Origin of the sequence: Arsenicicoccus sp. UBA2120 (assembly GCF_002330965.1) — a bacterium.
GTDB lineage: Bacteria > Actinomycetota > Actinomycetes > Actinomycetales > Dermatophilaceae > Arsenicicoccus > Arsenicicoccus bolidensis.
The window spans coordinates 17,603-41,461 of the sequence record NZ_DCYC01000041.1; the positions used below are offsets into that span (position 1 = coordinate 17,603).

Annotated in this window: 18 protein-coding genes, 1 pseudogene and 1 riboswitch; of the genes and pseudogenes, 10 read left to right on the forward strand and 9 right to left on the reverse strand. The window is 72.9% G+C overall.

Translation table 11 applies throughout. The annotated features are described in order from the left end of the window. Positions 1–2 precede the first annotated feature (2 nt). Genes cobO through cobN form a run of 3 tightly spaced genes read right to left on the reverse strand, consistent with a single transcriptional unit; the run spans position 3 to position 6,558 of the window. Positions 3–617 carry a cob(I)yrinic acid a,c-diamide adenosyltransferase gene (cobO, locus tag B2P18_RS05730; protein WP_029209959.1) on the reverse strand — a complete coding sequence of 205 codons (615 nt, stop codon included), beginning with the start codon at positions 615–617 and terminating at the stop codon, positions 3–5. After that, positions 617–2,833, reverse strand: a complete 2,217-nt coding sequence (locus B2P18_RS05735; protein WP_286956654.1) for a VWA domain-containing protein — start codon at positions 2,831–2,833, stop codon at positions 617–619. Before B2P18_RS05735 ends, cobO begins: the two co-directional genes overlap by 1 nt. Continuing rightward, positions 2,830–6,558, reverse strand: a complete 3,729-nt coding sequence (gene cobN / locus B2P18_RS05740; protein WP_286956655.1) for a cobaltochelatase subunit CobN — start codon at positions 6,556–6,558, stop codon at positions 2,830–2,832. Before cobN ends, B2P18_RS05735 begins: the two co-directional genes overlap by 4 nt. A 47-nt stretch (positions 6,559–6,605) precedes the next feature. Further along, positions 6,606–6,687, reverse strand: a riboswitch (cobalamin riboswitch). 134 nt (positions 6,688–6,821) lie between these two features. Here cobN and B2P18_RS05745 point away from each other — a divergent pair. From B2P18_RS05745 to cobJ, 3 genes are read left to right on the forward strand one after another with little or no spacing between them, the layout of a single operon-like run. Further along, a complete protein-coding gene (locus tag B2P18_RS05745; RefSeq protein WP_029209956.1) occupies positions 6,822–8,138 on the forward strand; it encodes a nitrite/sulfite reductase in 1,317 nt (438 codons plus the stop codon). Next, positions 8,135–8,764: a precorrin-8X methylmutase gene (locus B2P18_RS05750; RefSeq protein ID WP_029209955.1), complete on the forward strand. Its 630-nt coding sequence runs from the start codon at positions 8,135–8,137 to the stop codon at positions 8,762–8,764. Before B2P18_RS05745 ends, B2P18_RS05750 begins: the two co-directional genes overlap by 4 nt. Next, the gene (gene cobJ / locus B2P18_RS05755) at positions 8,764–10,323 is read left to right on the forward strand and encodes a precorrin-3B C(17)-methyltransferase (protein ID WP_286956662.1); all 1,560 of its coding nucleotides are present in this window, start codon (positions 8,764–8,766) and stop codon (positions 10,321–10,323) included. Before B2P18_RS05750 ends, cobJ begins: the two co-directional genes overlap by 1 nt. A gap of 124 nt (positions 10,324–10,447) precedes the next feature. On the opposite strand, the gene B2P18_RS05760 is transcribed toward cobJ, so the two are convergent. Beyond that, entirely contained in the window at positions 10,448–10,747 is a 300-nt protein-coding gene (locus tag B2P18_RS05760) for a hypothetical protein (protein ID WP_019286999.1), read from the reverse strand. 279 nt (positions 10,748–11,026) lie between these two features. Here B2P18_RS05760 and B2P18_RS05765 point away from each other — a divergent pair, with 279 nt between their 5' ends. The 4 genes from B2P18_RS05765 to B2P18_RS05780 all read left to right on the forward strand — a co-directional run bounded on the left by B2P18_RS05765 (position 11,027) and on the right by B2P18_RS05780 (position 14,750). Then, positions 11,027–12,373: a DUF222 domain-containing protein gene (locus tag B2P18_RS05765; protein ID WP_019286998.1), complete on the forward strand. Its 1,347-nt coding sequence runs from the start codon at positions 11,027–11,029 to the stop codon at positions 12,371–12,373. 87 nt (positions 12,374–12,460) lie between these two features. Beyond that, complete coding sequence (locus B2P18_RS05770) at positions 12,461–13,000, forward strand: DinB family protein (RefSeq protein WP_286956664.1); 540 nt, start codon at positions 12,461–12,463, stop codon at positions 12,998–13,000. A gap of 125 nt (positions 13,001–13,125) precedes the next feature. Then, on the forward strand, positions 13,126–13,779 hold the full coding sequence (locus B2P18_RS05775) for a class I SAM-dependent methyltransferase (RefSeq protein ID WP_084412277.1): 654 nt from the start codon (positions 13,126–13,128) through the stop codon (positions 13,777–13,779). A 50-nt stretch (positions 13,780–13,829) separates the two neighbouring features. Then, on the forward strand, positions 13,830–14,750 hold the full coding sequence (locus B2P18_RS05780) for an NADPH:quinone reductase (RefSeq protein WP_239263290.1): 921 nt from the start codon (positions 13,830–13,832) through the stop codon (positions 14,748–14,750). Between the two features lie 27 nt (positions 14,751–14,777). Here B2P18_RS05780 and lysX read toward each other — a convergent pair whose 3' ends face one another. Further along, positions 14,778–17,225, reverse strand: a complete 2,448-nt coding sequence (lysX, locus tag B2P18_RS05785) for a bifunctional lysylphosphatidylglycerol synthetase/lysine--tRNA ligase LysX (protein ID WP_286956672.1) — start codon at positions 17,223–17,225, stop codon at positions 14,778–14,780. Between the two features lie 245 nt (positions 17,226–17,470). Continuing rightward, positions 17,471–18,346: pseudogene (locus B2P18_RS05790) on the reverse strand (hypothetical protein); the annotation flags it as partial. Here B2P18_RS05790 and B2P18_RS05795 point away from each other — a divergent pair. Together B2P18_RS05795 and B2P18_RS05800 are read left to right on the forward strand one after the other, a co-directional pair. Further along, a complete protein-coding gene (locus B2P18_RS05795; RefSeq protein WP_286956680.1) occupies positions 18,345–19,535 on the forward strand; it encodes a hypothetical protein in 1,191 nt (396 codons plus the stop codon). The pseudogene B2P18_RS05790 and the gene B2P18_RS05795 overlap by 2 nt on opposite strands. Further along, positions 19,532–20,854, forward strand: a complete 1,323-nt coding sequence (locus tag B2P18_RS05800) for an LssY C-terminal domain-containing protein (protein WP_286956683.1) — start codon at positions 19,532–19,534, stop codon at positions 20,852–20,854. The genes B2P18_RS05795 and B2P18_RS05800 overlap by 4 nt, the downstream gene beginning before the upstream one ends. An 87-nt stretch (positions 20,855–20,941) precedes the next feature. On the opposite strand, the gene B2P18_RS05805 is transcribed toward B2P18_RS05800, so the two are convergent. The 3 genes from B2P18_RS05805 to B2P18_RS05815 form a co-directional block, all read right to left on the reverse strand. After that, on the reverse strand, positions 20,942–21,424 hold the full coding sequence (locus tag B2P18_RS05805; RefSeq protein WP_286956685.1) for a hypothetical protein: 483 nt from the start codon (positions 21,422–21,424) through the stop codon (positions 20,942–20,944). A gap of 171 nt (positions 21,425–21,595) precedes the next feature. Continuing rightward, entirely contained in the window at positions 21,596–21,823 is a 228-nt protein-coding gene (locus B2P18_RS05810; protein WP_286956687.1) for a hypothetical protein, read from the reverse strand. A 139-nt stretch (positions 21,824–21,962) separates the two neighbouring features. Next, the gene (locus tag B2P18_RS05815; RefSeq protein ID WP_239263308.1) at positions 21,963–22,721 is read right to left on the reverse strand and encodes a cobalt-precorrin-6A reductase; all 759 of its coding nucleotides are present in this window, start codon (positions 22,719–22,721) and stop codon (positions 21,963–21,965) included. Positions 22,722–22,746: 25 nt separating this feature from the next. Between B2P18_RS05815 and B2P18_RS05820 the strand changes: the two genes are divergently transcribed. Beyond that, positions 22,747–23,859 (forward strand): cobalt-precorrin-5B (C(1))-methyltransferase, encoded by a 1,113-nt coding sequence (locus B2P18_RS05820; RefSeq protein ID WP_286956697.1) that lies wholly within the window; start codon positions 22,747–22,749, stop codon positions 23,857–23,859.

The following is a 23,859-nucleotide window of genomic DNA, read 5'->3' on the forward strand; positions in this document are numbered from 1 at the left end:
GGCTACCACTCGATGCCTCGCTGGCCCTTCTGCCCGGCGTCCATGGGGTGCTTGACCTTGGTCATCTCGGTGACCAGGTCGGCGGCCTCGACGAGCCGGGGGTCGGCGTCGCGACCCGTGATGATGACGTGCTGGTGGCCGGGTCGGTCCCGCAGCGTGGCGACGACCTCGTCGACGTCGACCCAGCCCCACTTCATGGGATAGGTGAACTCGTCGAGGACGTAGACGTCGTGCGCCTCGGCGGCGATGCGACGCTGGATCTCGCGCCAGCCCTCGAGCGCGGCCTGGGCGTGGTCCTCGTCGGAGCCCGCCTTGCGGGTCCAGCTCCAGCCCTCGCCCATCTTGTGCCACTCGACCGGGCCGCCCTCGCCGGTCTGCTCGTGGAGGCGGCCGAGGGCCTTGAGGGCGTTCTCCTCACCGACCTTCCACTTGGCGCTCTTGACGAACTGGAAGACCCCGACCCGCCAGCCCTGGTTCCAGCCGCGCAGTGCGAGCCCGAAGGCCGCGGTGGACTTGCCCTTCATCTCGCCGGTGTGCACGACCACGAGCGGTCGGTTGCGGCGCTGTCTCGTGGTGAGGCCGTCCTGCGGGACGGTGGTGGGGACTCCCTGGGGCATCAGGCCACGCTCCTCGGGGCTCGGGTCACGCTGGTGGAGAGGCGGTCTCGGTGTCGGACGGCGCCGGCCAGCTCCTCGGCCGCCACGCCCTGCAGGTCGATCAGCTCGGCGCGCAGGTGCCCGGCGAGCTCGCGAGCCAGCCCCAGGCGGAAGCCCGCCCGCGTCTGCTCGCAGTCCACGACCACGCTGGCGATCCCCGCGTGGGCGATGCCGTCGGCCACCCGGTGGGCTCGTGGGATCGCCTGGCGCCCACCGGAGCTCGCGCGTCCGTCGGTGAGCACGACCAGCAGCGCACGACGGTGGGGGTCCTTGGCGTGCTCGCGGCGCACCACCTCGTAGGCGCTCTGAAGCCCCTCGGCCAGCGGGGTCCGCCCCCCGGTCGGCACCCGTGCGAGCAGTCGCTCGGCCAGCTCGACGCTCGTGGTCGGGGGCAGCACGAGGTCGGCCCGCGCTCCGGCGAAGGTCACGACCGCCACCTTGTCGCGTCGTTGGTAGGCATCGAGCAGCAGCGACACGCACGCCGTCTTGACCTCGCGGATGCGCTGGGCCGCGCCCATCGAGCCGGACGTGTCGACGACGAAGACGACGAGGTTGCCCTCCTTGCCCCGGCGCACGCTGCGGCGCAGGTCGCTCGGGCGCACCCCCAGCGGGTCGCCCACGGCCCGTGCCGTCGTCGCGCGGGACGCGGCCCTGAGCACCGTCGCGGTCAGCGAGATCCCTTGTCCCCGTGGGTCGTCGGGCGCCACGGCGCGCACGTGGCGCCCGGTCGTCGTGTCGGCCGTCGAGCGTCGGCCTGCCACACCGGTGCCCGCGGTGGGCAGGGTGAGCAGCCTTGCGCGGTATGCCGATCCGGCCCGCTCCCCCGTCGTGCCGCGGCCACGCGCCGGGCCGCCGGACGCGCCGTCGTCGTCTGCCTGCTGGTCCGCTCCCGTGGCGTCGCCGCTCGGATCCTGGCGGTTGGGCGGGATGGGGGCGTCGTCGCCGGGCCCGTCATCCGTCGGGACCTGACCGGTCGGCGGAGGGGTCTCGGCGCCGGATCCCCCGTCGAGGTCGCCGTCCCGGGAGCCGTCTCCGTCGGCAGCATCGACCTCGGCACCATCGTCGTCGGCACCATCGTCGTCGGCTCCACCGCCGTCTCCACCGCCGTCCCCACCACCGTCGCCGCCGCCGTCAGGCCCGTCGTCGTCACCGTCCGGCTCGGGGAGGTTGTCGTCGAGGATGTCCTCGAGGTCGTGGTCCCCGCCGTCGTCGAAGGGGTTGCGCCGCTTGCGGTGCGGCAGCGCGAGGCGGGCGGCCACGCGGATGTCCTCCGCGCCGACCTCGTCGTGCCCGCACCAGGCCGCGTGGGCGACCGCCGTGCGCGCCGTGACCAGGTCGCCGCGCATGCCGTCGACGTCGAAGGCCGCGCAGATGGCGGCGATCCGCTCGATGGCCTGGTCCCCGAGACGGACGTGGGGCAGGCGGTCCTGCGCCGCCGCGATCCGGTCGGCGAGGGCGGCCTCGCGGTCGGCATACGTGCCGATGAAGCTCACGGGAGAGTCCTCGTAGGCCATGCGGCGCCGCACGACCTCGACGCGGACGCGGGGGTCGCGCGAGGCGGTGACGTCGACGGCCAGCCCGAAGCGGTCGAGCAGCTGGGGACGCAGCTCGCCCTCCTCGGGGTTCATGGTGCCGACGAGGACGAATCGCGCTGCGTGCGAGACGGACACGCCCTCGCGCTCGATGCGGGCGCGCCCCATCGCGGCCGAGTCCAGGAGGGTGTCGACGAGGTGGTCCGGCAGGAGGTTGACCTCGTCGACGTAGAGCACGCCGCGGTGCGCCTGCGCCAGCAGACCGGGGTCGAAGGCGACCTGGCCGCTCGCGAGGAGGCGGTCGAGGTGCAGCGACCCGACCACCCGGTCCTCGGACGCGCCGACGGGCAGCTCGACCAGGCGGACGGGCCGCGTGATCGCGCCGTCGCCGTGCAGCGCGACGTCCGGGCACCCGGCGTCGGGAGCGGTGGGGTCGCACGAGAACCGGTCGCCCGCAACGACCTTCACGGGGGGCAGCACCGAGGCGAGGGCGCGCACCATGGTGGACTTGGCGGTGCCCTTCTCGCCGCGGACGAGGACGCCGCCGATGGACGGCGAGACGGCGGACAGGCAGAGGGCCAGGCCCATGTCGTCCATCCCGACGACGGCGCTGAACGGGAAGGCCTGGGTGTCGACGGCCGTCATCGCGCGGCCCCGGCCGCGTCCTCGAGGTCACCCTCGGCGTCGAGGTAGGCCGCGCGCAGCTCGGCCAGCACCTGCGGGTCGGGCGACTCCCACAGCCCGCGCTCGACCGCCTCCAGCAGCCGCTCGGTCATGCCGTGCAGCGCCCACGGGTTGGCCTCCGCGAGGAACGCGCGGTTGGTCTCGTCGAGGACGTACTCCTTGGTGAGGCGGTCGTACATCCAGTCGGCAACCACACCGGTCGTGGCGTCGTAGCCGAACAGGTAGTCGACGGTCGCCGCCATCTCGAAGGCGCCCTTGTAGCCGTGCTGCCGCATCGCGGACATCCACTTGGGGTTGACCACGCGGGCGCGGAACACGCGTGAGGTCTCCTCGACCAGGGTGCGCGTCGCGACGTGCTCGGGGCGGGTCGAGTCGCCGATGTAGGCCTCGGGGCTGTCCCCGGTGATGGAACGGACGTGCGCGACCATCCCGCCGTGGAACTGGAAGTAGTCGTCGCTGTCGGCGATGTCGTGCTCGCGGGTGTCGACGTTCTTGGCGGCTACGCGGATCCGGCGATACGCCGAGCGCATCTCGTCGCGCGCCGGGACGCCCTCGAGCTCGCGGCCGTAGGCGTAGCCGCCCCACACCTCGTAGACCTCGGCGAGGTCCGCGTCGGTGCGCCAGTCGCGCGAGTCGATCAGCTGCAGCAGACCGGCGCCGTAGGTCCCCGGGCGCGACCCGAAGATGCGCGTCGTCGCCTTGCGGTGCTCGGTGCCGCTCGCGAGGTCGGCCTGGACGTGCGCGCGCACGTAGTTGTCGCTCTCACCCTCCTCCAGGGACGCGGCCAGCTGCACCGCGTCGTCGAGCAGCCCCACGGCATGCGGGAAGGCGTCGCGGAAGAACCCGGAGATGCGCAGCGTGACGTCGACGCGGGGGCGTCCGAGCTCCTCGAGCGGGACGGCCTCGAGACCCGTGATGCGGCGCGAGGCGTCGTCCCACACGGGGCGGATCCCCATGAGCGCCATGGCTTCTCCGATGTCGTCGCCGGCGGTGCGCATGGCGGACGTCCCCCACAGGGACAGTCCGACGGAGGCGGGGAACTCGCCCTTGTCCTGCTCGTAGCGCCGCACCAGCGAGTCGGCGAGGGACACCCCGGTCTCGTAGGCGAGACGGCTCGGGATGGCCCGCGGGTCGACGGAGTAGAAGTTGCGGCCGGTCGGCAGCACGTTGACCAGGCCGCGCAGCGGGGACCCTGACGGGCCGCTCGGGATGAACCCGCCGTCCAGGGCGTGCAGGACGGCGTCGAGCTCGCCGGCGGTGCCCGCGACCCGCGGCACGACCTCCTCGACGGCAAAGGTCAGGACGGCTCGTATGGCGTCGCGATCGGCCCCCGGGCGCTCCGGCATCTCGGCGAGCACGGCGTCGACGGCGTCCGCGGTCCAGCCGCGAGCCTCCATGCCCTCCACCAGGGCTCGCGCGGCGGCCTCGACGTCGTCGGTCTCGCCGCGCTTCTTGGCGGACTCGTCCAGGCCGAGGGCGGTGCGCAGCCCGGGCAGGTGCTGGTTGCCGCCCCAGATCTGGGTGGCCTGGAGCATGGCGAGGACGAGCGAGACGCGGGCCTCGCCGACGGGCTCCTGCCCGAGCACGTGCAGGCCGCCGCGGATCTGGACGTCCTTGATCTCGCAGAGCCAGCCGTCGACGTGCAGCACGAACTCGTCGAAGGCGTCGGTGTCGTCGAGCTCCGGCCGGCCCGTCAGGCCGAGGTCGTGGTCCAGGCGGGCGGCCTGGATGAGGGTCCAGATCTGCTGGCGCACGGCCGGCGCCTTGGCCGGGTCCATGGCCGAGACCGTGGCGTACTCGTCGAGGAGCTGCTCGAGGCGGGCGATGTCGCCATACGAGTCGGCTCTGGTCATGGGCGGGACCAGGTGGTCGACGAGCGTGGCGTGCCCGCGGCGCTTGGCCTGGGTGCCCTCGCCGGGGTCGTTGACGAGGAAGGGGTAGACGAACGGGAGGTCGCCCAGCACTGCGTCGGGCGCGCAGTCGGCCGACAGGGCAGCGCCCTTGCCGGGCAGCCACTCGAGGTTGCCGTGCTTGCCGACGTGGACGATGGCGTGCGCGCCGAATCCGCCGTCGCTCTGGTCGGCCTCGAGCCAGCGGTAGGCCGCGACGTAGTGGTGGGACGGCGCGAGGTCGGGGTCGTGGTAGATCGCGATCGGGTTCTCCCCGAAGCCGCGCGGAGGCTGGACGAGGACCACGACGTTGCCGGCCTGCAGCCCCGCGTAGACGAGATCCCCCTGGTCCCCGTGGTCGTTGCCCCGCACGCGCCCGGCGTCGTCGCTGCGCCCCCGACGAGCGGAGCGCGGTGCGCGCGAGGTGTCGAGGTACATCTCGCCGGGCGCCTCGCCCCACGCCTCGGTCACGGCGGCGCGGAAGTCCTCGTGCAGCCCGGCGAACCAGCGGTGGTAGTCAGAGGCCTTGACGCGCAAGGGGTTCGACGCGAGCTCGTCCTCGGTCAACCAGGCCTGGTCGTAGCCGCCGCGCGCGATGATCGCCTTGATCAGGTCGTCGCCGTTGCCGGACTCGAGACCCGGCAGGGATCCCTCGCCCGCGAGCGGGCCGATGTCCCAACCACCCTCGTGCAGGCGACGCAGCAGGGCCAGCGTCGACGCCGGGGTGTCGAGGCCGACGGCGTTGCCGATGCGGGCGTGCTTGGTGGGATAGGCGGAGAGGACGACGGCGAGCCGCCGCTCCCCCACCGGGACGTGACGCAGGCGGGCGTGGGCGTGGGCGATGCCCGCGACGCGGCGGCAGCGCTCCGGGTCGGCGACGTAGGTGGGCAGGCCGTCCTCGTCGATCTCCTTGAAGGAGAACGGGACCGTGATGAGTCGCCCGTCGAACTCCGGCACCGCGACCTGGGTCGCCGCGTCCAGAGGCGTCGTGCCGTCGGCGTTGTCCACCCACTCCGCCCGGCTGCTCGTGAGGCACAGCCCCTGGATCACCGGCACGTCGAGGTCGGCGAGCGCGCCTGCGTCCCAGGCACCTTCGTCGCCGCCGGCCTGGGCCGCGGCCGGGGTGGTCCCACCCGCCGCGAGGACGGTCGTGATGACCGCGTCCGCCTGGCGCAGGGTCCGCATGAGCTCGGGCTCCGGAGCGCGCAGGGAGGCGACATACAGCGGGAGCGGGCGCGAGCCCGCAGCCTCGAGGGCCTCGGCCAGGTCACGCACGAAGGTCGTGTTGCCGCTCGTCTGGTGCGCCCGGTAGTAGAGGACGGCCACGCACGGCCGGTCGTCACCCTCGGGAGCCTCCAGCGCGACGGTGTCGTCGAGCGGCCCCCAGGACGGCGCGGGCTCGGGCTGCGCGAACCCGTGCCCCGTCAGCAGGATCGTGTCCGACAGGAACGAGCCCAGCTCGGCCAGGTTGGTGGCGCCGCCGTGCGCGAGGTAGGCGTGGGCCTGCGCCGCCACCCCGGCGGGGACCGTCGAGGCCGACATGAGCTCGGCGTCGGGGGCCTGCTCACCCGTCAGCACCACGACGGGTCGGGAGCCGGCCAGCAGGTGGTCCAGGCCCTCCTCCCAGGCGCGGCGGCCTCCGAGGAGACGCACGACCACCAGGTCGGTGCCGTCCAGCAGCTCGTCGAGCTCGTGCATCGAGACGCGGTTGGGGTTGGCATAGCGCCAGGTCACGGGGCCGTCGGCCGCTCGTGCGCTCCGCAGGTCGGTGTCCGACGTGGACAGCAACGCCAGCATGGGGTCCTCTCCCGGGTGTCCTCGCCCGTGGGTGGCGGAGACGGCGGGAGTTCCTGGCTCACGGACCGCGGGGAGCACCCGGGTCCGCACACAGTGGCGGGACCGCGCCGGAGTCACACCGGCTTCCTCCGCTGATGCCGTCAGCGGTGTGGCCGAGACGGTCGTCCCGGCTGGTCCGGAGCCTAGCAGCCCGTATGACGACGCCCGGGGCCCCGCCACCCCGCTCACGGGGCGTGGCTCCCCGGTCACTATGCTCGACGACCATGGTGACCACAGGCTCTGCCGTCCCACCCGTCCTCGAGCGTCACTCCGTGCCGGACAAGTGCCCCGGGGCGCTGCGGATGTTCGAGGCGTCGGACGGAAAGATCGCGCGCGTCCGCCTCGCCGGATCACCCATGACGGTCGAGCAGGCCCGCCTGGTCGGCGAGCTTGCTGACGAGCTCGGCGACGGGCACGTGCTCTTCACCACCCGCGCCAACGTTCAGATGCGCGGTCTCGACGAGGCGCAGGCAGGCGAGTTCCCCTCTCGCGTCGAGCCGGCCGGGCTCCTGCCCTCTCGCACCCACGAGCGGACCCGCAACATCGTCGTCAGCCCGATGACCGGCATCGACGGTCGGGCCGACGTCATCCCGGTCGCCCGCGCGCTCGACCAGGCCATCTGTGCCGCACCGGAGCTCGTCGGCCTGGCCGGTCGCTTCCTCGTCGGTCTGGACGACGGCACCGGGGACGTCGCCTCGCTGCCGCTCGACCTCACGGCCCAGGTCCACCACGACCAGCTCGTCCTCGCCCTGGGCTCGGGCCGCGACGAGAACACCTATGCCGTGGGCCCGCTCGCCGACCCGGCCACCGTGGCAGCCACGCTCGCCGACGTCTGCCGCACCTGGCTGGCGGTGCGCGCTGACCACGGCGAGGAGGTCTGGAACGTCGACGACCTCGGCGCCGACGCTCGCGACGACCTGCACGACCGGGTCGGCGGCACGCTGGGACACGCGGACCACGCGGTGCGGCGTGCCTCGCAGCAGCCGCGGCTCGCAGGTGCCGTCCCTGACGGCGACGGCGGGGTCGCGGTGCTCGCCAAGGCTCCGATGGCCGCGATCTCCACCGCTGGGTGGCGGGCCGCCTGCGACGTGGCCGAGCACGGCGACGGGCAGCTGCGCGTGACGCCGTGGCACGCGATCGTCATACGAGGTGTGCCTGGTCACGAGGCTCCGTCCCTGCTCGCGGCGCTGGCCGGGACCGGGTGGGCCACCGACCCGACCAACCCCTGGCTGGACGTGCACGCGTGCACCGGCCTGCCGCTGTGCGCCCGGTCGCACGCCGACGTGCAGGCCCGCGCTCGCGACCTCGTCGACTCCCTCGGCACCCAGCCGCTGGACGGCCTGCCCGTGATGTGGTCCGGCTGCGCCCGTCAGTGCGGCCACCCCTCCACGCCGCACCACGCGGTCGTCGCGTCCGAGGCCGACGCCTACGAGCTCTTCCTCCACGACGGCTCCCACGCGCCCCAGGACGGACCCAGTCGTGAGAAGGTCTCCTCCGGCCAGGCCATCGCCCTACTGACGACCGCGGGGAGCATCGCGTGACGCACGACTACATCAAGGACGGCGCCGAGATCTATCGCCAGTCCTTCGCCACGATCCGGCGCGAGGCGCGGCTCGACCAGCTGCCCGAGGACGTCGCCTACGTCGCGGTGCGCATGATCCACGCGAGCGGGCAGGTCGACCTGGTGGACGACATCGCCTACTCCCCCAGCGTGATCCAGCGCGCTCGCACCGCGCTGCAGGCCGGCGCGCCGATCCTGTGCGACGCCCAGATGGTGGCGTCCGGGGTGACGCGCACGAGGCTGCCTGCCGACAACGAGGTGCTCTGCCTCCTGAACGACCCGCGGGTCCCGGGGCTCGCCGCCGATCTCGGCACGACGCGCTCGGCCGCCGCGCTCGAGCTGTGGGGCGACCGCCTCGACGGTGCCGTCGTCGCGATCGGCAACGCTCCTACGGCGCTCTTCCACCTGCTGGACCTGGTGGAGCACAGCGCGATTCGCCCCGCCGCGGTCGTCGGCATCCCGGTCGGCTTCATCGGGGCGGCGGAGTCCAAGGAGGCCCTGGCCACCAACACCCTGGGCCTGGACTACCTCGTCGTGCACGGTCGTCGCGGCGGCTCGGCCATCACCTGCGGGGCGCTCAACGCCATCGCGTCCGAGGTCGAGTGATGCCGGCCGACCTCCCATCCGCCCGTGACACCAGCACCGCCAGCCCCGCCAGCCCCGCCGGTCGGCTGATCGGCGTCGGCCTGGGGCCCGGCGACCCGGAGCTGTTGACGCTCAAGGCGGTTCGCGCGATCGAGAGCGCCGACGTCGTCGTCTACCACTCCGCCCGGCACGGCCGGTCGACGGCTCGGCAGATCGCCGACCCCTACCTGCGCGAGGGCGTCGTCGAGGAGCAGCTCGTCTACCCCGTCACGACGGAGGACTGCGACGACTACGACGCCCAGCTGGCCGCCTTCTACGAGCAGTGCCGCGTCCGCCTCGCGTCCCACCTGGACGCCGGGCGGACCGTCGCCGTGCTGTCCCTCGGCGACCCCCTCACCTACAGCTCCTACCAGCACCTGCACCAGCGGCTGGCTGCGGCATACGACACCACCGTCATCCCCGGCGTCACCTCGATCACCGCAGCGGCCGCGGCCGCGGGCGTGCCGCTCGTCGAGGACACCGAGCTGCTGACCGTCATCCCCGGCACGCTCGCGGACGACTCTCTCGCAGCGGCGATCTCGTCGACCGACGCGGCTGTCGTGATGAAGCTCGGCCGCACCTTCGGCCGCGTCCGTGACGCCCTGGAGCGGGCGGGTCGGCTCGACGACGCGATCTACGTCGAGCGCGCGACGATGACCGGCGAGCGGGCCCTGCCCGCGCGGGACGTGAACCCCGCCGAGGTGCCCTACTTCTCGGTGGTCGTGCTGCCGAGCCGTATGCCGGAAACACCCGCCCCCGTGGCCCCCATCGGCGCCCCGGTGCCGCTCGGATCGGTCACCGTCGTCGGCACGGGGCCGGCCGGCGCCGAGTGGCTCACCCCCGAGGCACGCGGAGTCCTGGCCGCCGCAACGGATCTCGTTGGCTACACGACCTACGTCAAGCGAGTTCCCGTGCGGCCGTGGCAGATCCGTCACGAGTCGGACAACAAGGTCGAGTCGGAGCGCGCCGCCTTCGCCCTGGACCTGGCTCGGCGCGGACGGCACGTCGCCGTCGTGTCCTCCGGAGACCCCGGCGTCTTCGCGATGGCGACCGCGGTGCTCGAGGTGGCCTGCGACGAGCCGTATCTCGACGTCCCGGTGCGTGTCTGCGCGGGGATGACGGCGGCCCACGCCGCAGCCGCGCGGGCGGGTGCACCGCTGGGCCACGACTACGCCACCATCTCGCTGTCGGACCGCCTCAAGCCGTGGTCGGTCATCTCGTCGCGCATACGTGCCGCGCTGTCGGCGGACCTCGTCGTCGCGATCTACAACCCCGCGTCCCGGTCGCGGCGCGAGCAGGTCGTGCAGCTCAAGTCCCTCGCCCTCTCGCTGCGCTCCCCCGACACCCCCGTGGTCGTCGCGCGCGACGTCGGAGGACCCACCGAGCGGGTGCGCGTCCTGAGGCTCGAGGACCTGCCCACCGACGAGATCGACATGCGGACCCTGCTGCTCGTGGGCTCGTCGCAGACGCGGATGGTCACGCGTCGGCCCGGCGGCGAGGCGCAGGTCGTGGCCTGGACGCCACGCCGCTACCCGGACTGATCACGCAGTCAGCCCTACCTCCGGGGCGTGGTGCCCAAGAACGCCATGCGCGCCCTGGCCCGGCCGAGGCGGCCGAGGCGGCCAAGGCGGCCGGGGCGGGTCACGGAACCGGTCGGGCGGCCCGTCATACCGGATCGGTGAACTCGACGGGTGTGCCGGTGGCCTCGGCATAGGCGATCTCCCTGCGCGTGGACTCCCCCACGTAGCCGCCGGGGTTGACGACCAGCACCCGGTCAGCCAGGTCGATCTTGCGCAGGTGCAGGGCGTCCAGGGCGGCCTTCTGCTCGTCCGTGACCACCTCGTCGGCCTCTCCGGGCGCGACGACGATGACGCCGGCGAAGGTCAGGTCGCGGTTGGCCGCGCGCATCTCGGTCACGAAGCGGGTGGAGCCGCAGATGCAGACGATCTCAGGTCGGTCAGGCACGGCGTGGTCCTTGGGTCGGGCGGAGCAGACGGCTCGGACGAGCGACTCTACGCGGCGAGGTAGACAGCACGGTCGCGCGCTGGCGGTCGACACGAGCCGCCCGTCGTCGTGGGTGGTGAGGTCTACACCCCCGGGGGGGAGGGGGGGTCTGTCAGTGGTGGCCTCTAGGGTGAGAAGCACCTGAAGACGTCGCCTCACCCGTGCTGCTGCACGCGTCCCTCACGTCTCACGTGGATCCCGTCCGCCGGGCGGGATCCGTCGATCGACGAGGAGGCGACCATGAGTCCTGAGCTCACGGCCGACGCGGTGCCCATCGGGGGCGCTGCCACGGCCGAGCTGGCACCGGAGGTGCACGACGCGTTCCGCGGCTCGTCCTGGGGCGAGCACCCCGTGCCGGGCACGCTGCCGGACATCCTGCACCTGATCCGCCGGATCGAGGGCGGCGACGACCCTGCCGACGCGGTCGATCAGCTCACCCTGCTGGAGCGGATCCGTCACGCGGCCGGAGCGGCCCAGCTGAGGGTCATGCTCGGGCTCGAGGCGACCCGCCGCGCGGAGCAGGGCACGCCCGAGGACCGGACGCCCGCCGGTCTCGCGGCCGAGGTCGGGCTCGCCACGCGTGCCTCGGCCGGATCCGCGTCACGACGCCTCGGCATCGCCCGCAGCCTCCGCCACCACCTGCCGCGGTGCGGGCTGCTGCACGCGGCCGGCCTGATCGACGAGGGCACGGCCGCTCAGGTGGTGACCGCCTTGGCGCCGCTGAGCCGCGCCGACCGCCTGCGTGCTGACCGGGAGCTGGCGGCCGAGCTGCCTGGACTCACCTGGGCCCAGGCGGGCAAGCGCGCTCGCGCGATCGCCTACGCCCTGGACCCGCAGGCCGCCATGCGGGCAGCGGCCAAGGCCGCCGCCGATCGCTACGTCTCCACCCGCCCCGCCCCGGACTGCATGGTGCAGCTCACCGCCCTACTCCCGGTCAAGGAGGGGGTCGCCGTGCACGCCGCGTTGATCCGGGCGGCTGACGCGCCGCGCGGCGCCGAGGACCAGCGCACGCGGGCCCAAGTCATGGCCGACACCCTCGTCGAGCTGGTGACCGGGCGGTCCACCGACACGATCGACGTCGAGGTGGGCCTGATCATGACCGATCGCACCCTCCTCGACGGCGATGACGACGCCGCCACCGTCCCGGGCTACGGGCCCATCCCCGGTCCACTGGCCCGAGCCCTGGTCCTCGGCGGCCAGACGAGTGAGGGCGAGCAGGCACAGGGCTGTCACGCCGCCAGCGTGTGGCTGCGCCGGCTCTACGCGGATCCCGAGACGGGCGAGCTGGCCTCCATCGACGCGAAGCGTCGGACCTTCACGGGGGTCGTGCGGCGGCTGGTCGTGTGGCGGGACGGGACCTGTCGGGTCCCCTACTGCGACGCGCCCATCCGCCACATCGACCATGCCGAGCCGTACGCCGAGGGCGGTCCAACCAGCGCCGACAACGCAGTCGGCATGTGCGAGGCGCACAACTACGCGATGGAGGCCCCCGGGTTCGCCCGGCACCTCGACCCGGACGGGGCGCTCACCGTGATCACGCCGACGGGCGGACGGCACACCTCCCCACCACGCCGTGCAACCGGTTGAGCGCATCGGCCAAGATCGAGATCGTCGGTCATGATCCCCGACCCAGGTTGTTGGCGCCCGCGTCGTCCGCACGACTACGGTGCGGGCATGCCTGACACCGCCGTCGTTCCCGAGCGCGCCGATCACCGCAGCGACCCTCCGATGCTGGCGGGCGATCGTGTCGGCCTGGACTCCTGGCTCGAGCTCTATCGTGAGACGGTGCTGCTCAAGGTCGCCGGTCTCGACACCGAGCAGCTGGCCCGGCGCTCGGTCCCACCGTCGACCCTCAGCCTGATCGGCGTCATCCGGCACCTGACCGAGGTCGAGGCCTACTGGCTGCGCAAGGTGCTGCTGGACGAGCCAGGGTTCGAGGACCGCTACACCCGGCCCGGGCAGCCTGATGCCGTGTTCGACGGAGCCTCGACCGCGACGGCTGCGGCGGACGTCGCGGCATACGAGCAGGAGCTGGCGATCACCCGCGCCAACGCCGAGGCTTGGTCCGACCTGGACGCCCCGGTCCGCGGTCTCCGGCATGGCAAGCAGGTCAACCTCCGGTGGATCCTGACCCACCTGATCGAGGAGTACGCCCGCCACCTGGGGCACATGGACCTGCTGCGGGAGGCCGTCGACGGTCGGACGGGCTACTGAGCGGGCGCCCGAACGTGGAGGCCGTTGACACGAAGCACGCGCGGAGCGGCCGTTGACACGAAGCGCCCGCGGAGACCTCTGACCGGAAGACGGGACCCCGCGGGAGGGCAGGGCACAATGGCGCCATGAGCGAGCACGAGGAGCACCACCACCATCCAGCGCCGATGGCGCAGACCGCGGAGGACTGGGACGAGCGCTACTCGGGAGAGCAGGTCTGGAGCGGCAACCCCAACGAGGCGCTCGTCGTCGAGAGCAAGGACCTTGCGCCTGGCCGGGTGCTGGACGTGGGGTGCGGGGAGGGCGCGGACGCGGTGTGGCTCGCGCACCAGGGCTGGGAGGTCACGGCGCTGGACATCTCGTCCCGGGCCGTCGAGCGCACCCTCGCAGCCGGACGACAGGCCGGCATGACGATCACCGGGGTCGCCGCGCCCCTGCTCGAGGCCGATCTGGAGCAGGGGTCCTTCGACCTGGTCAGCGCCATGTATCCCGCCCTGATGAAGGTGCCCACCCACGACGCGGAGCAGCGCCTCGCGGAGCTGGTCGCCCCGGGCGGGACCCTCCTCGTGGTGCACCACGGTGACATCGACCGTGAGCTCTCGCTCTCCCACGGCTTCGACCCGGACGAGTACGTCGCCCCGGCGGACGTCGCCGCCGCGCTGGGCGAGGAGTGGGAGGTCGTCGTGCACGAGCAGCGGGATCGCGACGTCGCCCTCGGCGCAGGGTCCCACCACAAGAGCGACATCGTGCTGCGCGCGACACGGCGGGCTCAGGTCGGCTGATGCGGGCGGCGTGGTACGACCGTCCTGGTCCGGCTGCGGAGGTGCTCGTCGTGGGCGAGCTGCGCGACCCCGAGCCCGGGCCGGGCGAGGTGCGCGTGCGGGTCCGCCTGTCCGGGGTCAACCCGGGCGACACCAAGAAGCGACTCGCCTGGACGGGAGCGGCCATGCCGTGTCCCCGTGTCATCCCGCACAGCGACGGATCCGGGGTGGTCGATGCGGTCGGGCCCGGGGTGGACCCGGCCCGGGTCGGACGACGGGTCTGGGTCCACGGCGCCCAGAGCTATCGAGCGAACGGCACGGCCGCGACCTATGTCGTCCTGCCGCAGCACCTGGCCGTGGATCTGCCGGACGAGGTGAGCGACGAGCTCGGCGCCTGCCTGGGCATTCCCGGCATCACGGCCCACCGCAGCGTCTACGGCGACGGACCGGTGGCGGGGCAGGTGGTGCTCGTCCACGGCGTGCTCGGCGCGGTCTCGCGCATCGCCGCGCAGCTGGCGCGTCGAGGGGGCGCCACGGTGATCGGCAGCGTGCGGCGTTCCGCGGACCTGAACGCCGCGCTCGATGTCGTGGACCACGCCGTCGCCCTGGACGACGACCCCGCGTCGGCGATCCGTGCGATCGCACCCGAGGGCGTCGATTGCGTCGTCGAGGTGGCGTTCTCCGCCAACGTCGCGCTGGACGCCGAGGTGCTGCGGCAGGGCGGCGTGGTCGCGGCCTACGGCACCGTCGAGGCGGAACCGCGAATCCCCTTCTGGCCCATGCTGTTCGACAACCTCACGATCCGCCTGCTGGGCAGCGACGACTTCCCGCCCGAGGCCAGGGCCGACGCCGTCCGAGAGCTCACGGCTGCCGCCGCGGCGGGCGCCCTCACCATCCCCGTCGCCCGCCCACTCCCCCTGGAGCGGATCGCCGCGGCTCACGACCTGGTCGATGCCGGGAGCCGCGAGCGGATCCTGGTCGACCTCGGCTGAGCGCCGGAGCCCGCCCCCGCACCTGGGTCAGCCGCGCTCGGACGGCTTGGTGAACGGGAACGCCAGGGTGGCTCGGATGTTCGCGCCCGTCAGCATCATGACGAGCCGGTCCACTCCGATGCCGAGACCGCCGGTCGGCGGCATGGCGTACTCCAGCGCGGTGAGGAAGCCTTCGTCGATCTCCATCGCCTCCGGGTCGCCGGCGGCGGCCTTGTAGGACTGCTCGGTGAGCCGCTGGCGCTGGTCGACCGGATCGACCAGCTCGCTGTAGGCCGTGCCGATCTCGGCTCCGAACGCCACGAGGTCCCACCGCTCGGAGAGGCGGGGGTCGGTGCGGTGCGTCCGGGTGAGCGGCGACGTCTCGAGCGGGAAGTCCGTGTAGAAGGTCGGGAAGGTCGTCTGGCCCTCGACGAGCTCGTCGTACAGCTCCAGCACGACCTCGCCCGAGGTCATGGCCGGCGTGTAGTGCACGCCGTGCCGGTCGGCGACGGCCCGGGCCTCCTCCACCGTGGAGGCCGAGGTCAGGTTGACCCCGGCCGCCCGCGACACGGCCTCGTGCACGCTGATGACGGGCCACTCGCCGTCGGGGCGGATCCGCTCCACGGTGCCGTCGGCGCCGGGACGCACCGCGACCGGCTCGCCGTGGGTGGCGGTGGCGACCTCGATGATCAGCTCGCGCGTGAGCTCGCGCATCGTGTTGTAGTCACCGTGGGCGGCATACGCCTCGACCGACGTGAACTCGGGGTTGTGGGTGGCGTCGGCGCCCTCGTTGCGGAAGTTGCGGTTGAGCTCGAAGATCCGGTCCATGCCGCCGACGCACAGGTGCTTGAGGAACAGCTCGGGGGCGATGCGCAGGTAGAGCTCGGCGTTGTAGGCATTGATGTGCGTGCGGAAGGGGCGCGCGCTGGCGCCGCCGTGGACGGCCTGCAGCATCGGTGTCTCCACCTCCATGTAGCCGCGCTGAGCGAAGCCGTGGCGGATGGCCGCCACGGCGCGCGAGCGGGCCTGGAGCATGGCGGAGGACTCGGCGTTGACGATGAGGTCGAGATAGCGCTGCCGGGCACGGGCCTCGGGGTTGGTGAACCCGGTGCGGGCGTCCGGGATGGGGCGCAGGCACTTGGAGGCCATGACCCACGACGACACGAGGATCGAGGCCTCGCCGTTGCGGCTGCGGCCGGGGCGCCCGGTGAGCGAGACGTGGTCCCCGATGTCGACCGTGCGCCGCCACAGCGGCACGTCCGGCCCGTTGTCGGCGTCCCGCTCGAGGACGCCCTGGATCCGGGCCCCGTGCTCCTCAAGGATGCAGAACAGCACACCACCGAGGTCTCGTATGGCGCGCACCCGGCCCGTCACGGAGACCACGCCGGGAGAGCCCGCGGCATCCACGAGGGTGAGGGCGTCGGCGACGCTGCACGTCCGGGGCACCCCGACGGGATAGGGCTCCATCCCGGCCTCGCGCAGCGTGTTCAGCTTGTCGAGCCGGACCTGCTGCTGCTCGCCGATGCGCCGCGTGGGACGGGGCGGGGTGAGCAGGTCGCGGTCCTGGTCGAGGATCAGGTCCGCGAGCGGTCGGGGCTCTCCCCCGTCGACGACGGTGAGGTCCTCGCCGGTCCGGTCGGGGGTGACGACGCGGCCGGGCAGGAAGCCCTCGGCGGCACCGGCTGCCAGGCCGATCTGCGGCAGGACCCCCACGGTCTCGAAGCACACGAAGCGCGGCTCCCAGCGCGGGAGATACTTCGCGTTCGCCTCGTAGAGGGACTCGAGCTGCCAGAAGCGGCTGGCAACCATGAGGATGCGGTCGGCGATCCGCACGCCGATGCCTGCCCCGACCTTGTCGGCGCCGGAGAACACCGACCGGAACATCGCGAAGTTCAGCGAGACGTGCCGGACCCCGAGGTCCGGTGCGGCCTCGACGAGAGCGGCGACCATGGCCTCGTTGACGCCGTTGGGTGCGGCCGGCGACCGGCGCATGAGGTCGAGGGAGAGCCCGCGGGTCCCCCACGGCACGAAGGACTGCACGGCGCAGATCGCCCCGTCCTTGGCACGCACGATGACGGCCACGCAGCGGCCGTCGGCCCGGTCGCCGAGGCGGTTGAGCGCCATCGAGAAGCCACGGTCGGGCTCTTCCCCGCGCCACTGCTCCGCGAGGCGGACGATCTCGTCGAGGGTGCTGGCGGGCAGGTCCGCGTGCCGCTCGACCGTGATGTCGCAGTCGGCGGCGCGCACGCGGGCCACGGCCCGCTTGACCGGCCGCATGGCCCGCCCCTCGAGGGTGAACCGGTCGACGTCGACGACGGCCTCGTCGCCCAGGTTGCGGGCGCGCAGACCGGCAGCGACGTATGCCGTGGCCCCGTGCTCGGACGCCGACAGGACGCCGGGGTGCCAGGCGTGCAGCCGCGCGTGCTCGAGCCAGGCGTTGATCGCCTTGGGCCAGTCCTCGCTCGGCCCGATGGGGTCGCCGGAGGCCAGGCACACGGGCCGACCACGCGATAGGCGATGGCGGCGGACCCGTCGGGTGCGAAGACGAGGGACTTGTCACGCCGCGTCGCGAAGTACGCCAGGGAGTCCTGCTCGCCGTTGCTGGCCAGCAGCGCGCGCAGGCGCAGCTCCTCCGCAGCGGTCATCAGCTCCGCGCGCCGCGCGGAGTGGATGAAGCGCCAGATCGCGAGCAGCAGGACACCCGCTGCGAGGACGCCGGCCAGGGTGCCCAGCCACGGGGACGCCTCGTGAGCGCCGGCCTGGGGCCCGAACGGCAGCGACAGGCCCAGCGTGCGCTGGAGGGACCACCACAGCCGCTCACCGGGCCCCGCGAGCGTCCCGGACGCCAGCCAGGACAAGCCGAACGTCAGCGCCAGCACCGCGAGCAGGCCACCGACCAGGGTGAGCAGCGCCTCGCGGAGCGACCCCGCAGGACGCTGCGCGGGGAAGGCGGCACGGCGACGAAGGAAGAGAATGAAGATCACGGTGGTGGCGATCGTGCTGATGACATACCCGCTCAACCCAACGGTGGGCGGGATGTCGCCCCACAGCTCGGCGTCGTTCATCAGCTCGTCGAAGTCGGAGAACACGAACGCCAGCCCGGACAGGAAGGTCAGCGCCGCCAGCCCCTGGAACAGCACGACGATCCACCAGGCCACCCGCAGCCGCCGGTGCAGCGCCTCGCCGACGATGAGCAGCAGCGCCGCGACGAACAGGTTGGGCGACGTGGGGACGGCGATCAGCGAGAACGCCTCGTCCACCCACATCGGCCAGCTGAATCCCTGCAGGAGGATCGAGAGCGCCGACCAGACGGCTCCCCAGGTCACCACGTCCCCGGCGATCTTGGGCAGCCGGCTCGTCGTCCCCAAGCCCCCCCGATTACTCTGCGTCATGTGGGACACCTTAGGAGGCGTAGCGATCATTCGGGTGCATCTCCGTCGCGCGTGGGGGTGATCATCGGCACCGGCGGGCGGCTCGCGTCGATCTGACGCCAGGCTGCCCGGACGGCTCCACGTCGTACGACGCCCCAGCTCCGCCCGTGGTTGGGGACGACCCCGGCTCGCCATACGCGATGGTGGGTCGGAACACTGCAGGTCATGCGCCACCATGTGGCCCATGGGGGATGACCAGCGCAGGTATGCCGCGTCGACCGGTGCCACGTCGAGCGAACGGCTCGAGGTGCTGCGCCGCGAGCTGCGACGACGCGGTCTGCCGCTCGTCCTGGAGAGCGGGGCCCGCCGACGCGGCCTGCTCGCCCGCTGCGCGCCCGCCCTGCTCTGCCTACTCGTCGTCACCGTGTCGATCGGCTATCTCGACACCCTGTTCGTCGGCGTGGGCGACGAGGACCTGTCCGCGGAGGATCCCCGCGCGATCGCGGGCAGCGTCGCCCTGATGTTCGCCGTCGCCAGCCCTCTGGTCTGGTGGATCTCGTCCCTGGTGCTGCGCCGGCTGCCGCGCGTGGTCGGCACGGCGGTGTCCCTGGCCGCCATCGTCGCCCTCGCCACCCAGCACCTGCTGCCGGCGCTGCGCCACGGCCCGGCCGTCCCGGAGCGGCTGGGCATGACCCTGCTCGTGCTGGCGGCGGCGTACTGGGGCATGGGCACCATGCTCCGCTGGGCCGCGCGCCGCGCCTGGCGGGAGCTCGACTCCCTCGGCCCCATGATCAGCCGGGTCATCCCGCTGCTGATGCTGACGATGCTGTTCTTCTTCTACAACGCCGAGATCTGGCAGGTGGCGGCGCAGCTGACCATGCAGCGCACCTGGGCCGCCGTCGCCGTGATCGCCCTGCTGAGCATCTCGCTGGCCGCCGGCAACGCCAACGACGAGCTCGGCCGGATGCTGGAGGACCACGCCAAGGACCCCGAGGCCGAGGCGCACCCCGTCCGCCGCGCCGAGCGGTTCAACGTCCTGCTCGTCAGCGTGCTGGTCACCATGATCCAGGTGACCCTCCTGGCCATCCTGGTCTTCGTGGGCTTCCTCGCCTTCGGTGCGCTGTCGATCACGGAGGGCACCGCCACGCAGTGGATCGGCAAGGCGCCCGCCCAGTTCGAGGGCTTCCTGGCCATCCTCCCCAACACGATCAACCGCCCCATGGTCCAGGTGTGCCTGGTGCTCGCGGGACTCGGCGCCCTCAGCTTCGTCGCCAGCGCGGGGGCCGACCCGGCCTACCGCACGAACTTCGTCGAGCCCGTGCTGCGCGAGATGCGCGAGGGGCTGGACGTCCGCGACGCGTACGTCGCGGCCCGGCACCAGTGCGAGTGCGCCGACCAGCTGGCAGCGGAGCAGCGGGCCGAGCGGCAGCCGTGACCCGCCCGGCCCCCGTCTACGAGCACCCACCGACCAAGGTCAACGACGGCAGCCTCCGGGGCCGGCGCCTCGTCGACCTGATCGAGAACCTCTTCTTCGCGGTCACGACCGGCCTCACCTTCGCCTTCGGCGTCGTGCTGCTGCGCGAGAGCACGACGAGCCTGGTCCGCGTGTCCTACCTGGTGCTGTTCTGGGCGGCCATGGCGTACCTGGCGCTCCCCCGACTGCACCGGATCCTGACGACGATGTACGTCCCCGACTACTTCATCGGGCGGGCCCGCACCACCGATGGGCTCCTCGGAGATCCGGTCAACCTCGCGTTCACCGGCAGCGCCGAGCAGATCCACGCATCCATGCAGCGCGCTGGCTGGGTGCTCGCCGACCCGGTCGACCTCACCTCCAGCGCCCGGATCATCTCGTCCTCGCTGAGCCGACGCAGCTATCCAGAGGCGCCGGTCAGACCGCTGCTGCTCTTCGGCGAGATCCAGGCCTTCGCCTACCAGCAGGAGGTCGAGGGCAACCCGGCCCAGCGGCACCACGTGCGCTTCTGGCCCTGTCCCGAGGGGTGGCTGCTCCCCGGAGGGCACCAGGTCGACTGGCTCGCCGCCGGCACCTACGACCGCTCGGTCGGCCTGTCGCTGTTCACCCTGCAGGTGACCCACAAGATCGATCGCGACATCGACGTGGAGCGCGACTACATCGTCGACACCGTCGCCTACGCCGTTCCTGAGTCGTCCGTCACCGTGATCGAGGACTTCTCCACCGGCTACCACCACCGCAACGGTGGCGGGGACGTGGTCGCCACCGACGGTGACCTGCCTGACGTGGACGTGTCCGGCGTCGCGAACCTGCCCGAGGAGCTCGTCCCCGAGCCCCTGGACGCGCTCCACGACGTGGGTCGCCGCCCGTTCTCGATCATCGCGGCCGTGGTGCTCGGCGCCATCGCGCTCGGCGTCACCGTGGGGATCACCGTGGTCCGGCTCGCGGCCGGAGACGTGTCGGGGGTGCTGGGCGAGAGCGTCGAGAGCGACTTGCGCACCACGACCACGGTGGCGCTGCTGGCGTACTACGCCCTCATCGTCGCGATGTTCGCCCTGCTGGCGTGGAAGACCTATCTCGGGCGGCGGTGGGCGCGCCTGTGCCTGGTGGTGCTCCTCACCGTCACCCTCATGACCGAGTTCGCCCAGGCCTTCTCGAATCCCAACCAGACGCTCGGCAGCATGCTCAGCCTGTCGGCGGACCTGCTCACGATCTACGCCCTGACGAGCCTGTCCGCCCGCCAGTGGACCAGCCCGCGACGTCACGCCCGCGTCCGATGACGGGCGGTCGGCATACTGGGTCTCCATGGAGCTGAGGACCGACCGGCTGATGCTGCCTCGCCAACCCCGCCAGACCGACGCGTGCGGTCAGCGGTGGCCGATGGCCGCCAGCGCGGGCCCGCGGTCGAGGTAGGCGACCTGCGGCGCGACGCCCGGCACCACCACGAAGGCCGGCCTGCCCGGCTCCAGCGAGGTCAGCCACGCCTGGTGACCCGCGGGCGCGTAGACCTGGTCGGAGGTGATGTCCCACTCCTTGCCCTGTGGATCCACCAGCCGCACCCCGGACAACGGCCGCTGCGGTGCGACTCGGCACTCGATCAGCGCCGACGCCTCGTCGACCACCCGGCGCCGGCGCCGCAGCGCAGGGAGCTGGGAGAGCACGATCCCTGTGTTTCCGAGCGCGAGGACGACCATCGACCAGCCGAGGCCGTCGGACCGGTCCGCGCCCAGGCGGCCCCATGCCTGCACGCCGAACGACACGGCGAGCAGGCACCAGAGGCTCACCTGCCACGTCAGCAAGCGGCCCCTGCCCTGTCGGCGCAGCGCAGCGAGGGCCTCGTCGTGCGTCATGGGGTCGTCTGCCTCCGGTGGACGTGGTGCGGCACGGTGGTGCTCGACCTGAGCGTATGCCGACCGCGCCGACCGGTACGTGCGTTCTCCACAGGCGCGCCCGCCGTCGCTGCTTGCGCGCCTGACGAGCCCCGACGCCCGCCGCGCCTCTGCCGTGGCAGACGACGCGCGTCAGCGTGCCTCGGCCGGCACCCCGGACCAGGGCAGGTCCCACACGTCGCCGGAGGCGCCGACGAGGCTGTGGTGGGTGGTGTGCGCCTCCGGAGCCACCGTCATGGTGTGCAGACCATCGGGTGCGTCCGCCAGCCGACGTCGGCGCAGCCAGTCCCTCACCTCCCGCCAGACGGCCACGGCCAGCAGCAGGACGCAGACGAGCTTGAGCCACCAGCCGACCCCCATCTGCTCGTTGCGCCAGCCGTCGACGGTCGCAGCCCGACCACGACCGACCCGCCCGTGAACAGGGCGAGGGACCAGCGGGAGCGCGCTCCCAGGGCCGAGCGGCGCAGCGCCGCCAGTGCCTCGGCGGACGAGATGGTCATCACCCCAGCGACCCTAGCGACTCCAGCATCGCCACCGCGGCCTCGGGGTCCTCCACGGTCGGCACGTCGGGCACCGCGGGGCGGTCGACGAGGACCACGGGCAGGCCGAGCGCGCGGGCCGCCTCGAGCTTGGCGGCGGTCGCCGTTCCTCCGCTGTCCTTGGAGACGATCACGTCGATGGCGTGCTCGCGCAGCAGCTCCAGCTCCCCCTCGACGGTGAAGGGCCCGCGGGCCAGCACGACGTGGGAGTACGCCGGCAGGACCTCCGGCGCGTCCACGGACCGCACGAGGCAGAAGGTGTCGTGCAGGAACGTGAACTCCCCCACCTCCTGGCGCCCGATCGTCAGGAACAGGCGCCGACCCAGGTACGCAGCGACGTGCGCCGCGTCCTCGAGGGTCGGCACCCGGTGCCAGTCGTCGCCGTCCTGCTCCTGCCAGCCCGGTCGCCGCAGCGCCACCAGGGGCACGCCGACCTGCGAGCAGGCCTGGGCCGCGTGCTCGCTCATCCGGGCGGCATAGGGATGGGTGGCGTCGACGACCACGTCGACGCGCTCCGCGCGGAGGTATGCCGCCAGCCCCGCGACTCCCCCGAAGCCCCCCACGCGCACGTCGACGTCAGGGACCCGCGGCGCACTGGTCACCCCCGCGAGGGAGTAGGTGACGGCATACGAGCGGGAGCGCTCGGCGAGGAGCCCGGCGAGGTGACGGGCCTCGCCGGTCCCGCCCAGGAGGAGCGTCCGCGTGGTCACGCGACCCATCGAACCACAGTGCGACAATGCCGTCATGGAGCAGGTGGGGGGCGGTCGCGAGGCCCAGCTGGAGCACACGGGGCTGCGTCCCGGCTGGACCACGGGGGCGTGCGCGACGGCGGCGACCAAGGCGGCCTACGCGGCGCTGCTGACCGGCGACTTCCCCGACCCGGTGACGATCTCGCTGCCCAGGGGGCGCACCCCCGCGTTCGCGCTGACGGCCGAGGACCGCGGCGACGGCTGGGCGCAGGCGGCCGTCACCAAGGACGCCGGCGACGACCCCGACGTGACGCACGGCGCGATCATCCGCTCGCGGGTGAGCCACGGGGACCCGGGATCAGGCGTCACCTTCCGCGGCGGACCCGGCGTCGGCCGGGTGACCCTGCCCGGGCTGCCGCTCCCGGTGGGCGAGCCCGCGATCAACCCGGTGCCGCGCACGCTGATGAGGACAGCCCTGCGCGAGGTCGCCGGCGGTGAGGCCGATCCGGACGTGGTGGTCGAGATCAGCGTCGACCAGGGCGTCGAGATGGCCCGCCACACCTGGAACCCCCGCATCGGGATCCTCGACGGGCTGTCGATCCTCGGGACGACGGGCGTGGTCGTGCCCTACTCGTGCGCGGCGTGGATCGACTCGATCCGCCGCGGCATCGATGTGTCCGAGGCGATGGGGCTGGAGCACGTCGCGGGCTGCACCGGGTCGACCTCGGAGCGGGTCGTGACCGAGCTATACGACCTGCCCACGCCGGCGCTGCTGGACATGGGCGACTTCGTGGGGGCTGTGCTGAAGTACCTCCGGCAGCATCCCCGCCCGCGCCTCACCATCTGCGGCGGGTTCGCCAAGCTCTCCAAGCTCGCGAACGGTCATCTCGACCTGCACTCGGGGCGCTCGCAGGTCGACAAGGCCCACCTGGCGTCGCTGGCCGAGGGCGCCGGTGCCCCGGCCGAGCTCGTGGCGCGGCTGCACGAGGTCAACACCGGCCTCGAGGCGCTCACCCTGTGCCAGGAGGCCGGGGTCGCCCTGGGCGACCAGGTCGCGTATGCCGCCCGCCAGGCGGCCCTCGAGGTCCTGGAGGGCGCGCCGGTCCTGGTGGACGTCGTCTGCATCGACCGCGCGGGCACGGTCGTGGGGCGCGTGGACCCGGCCTGA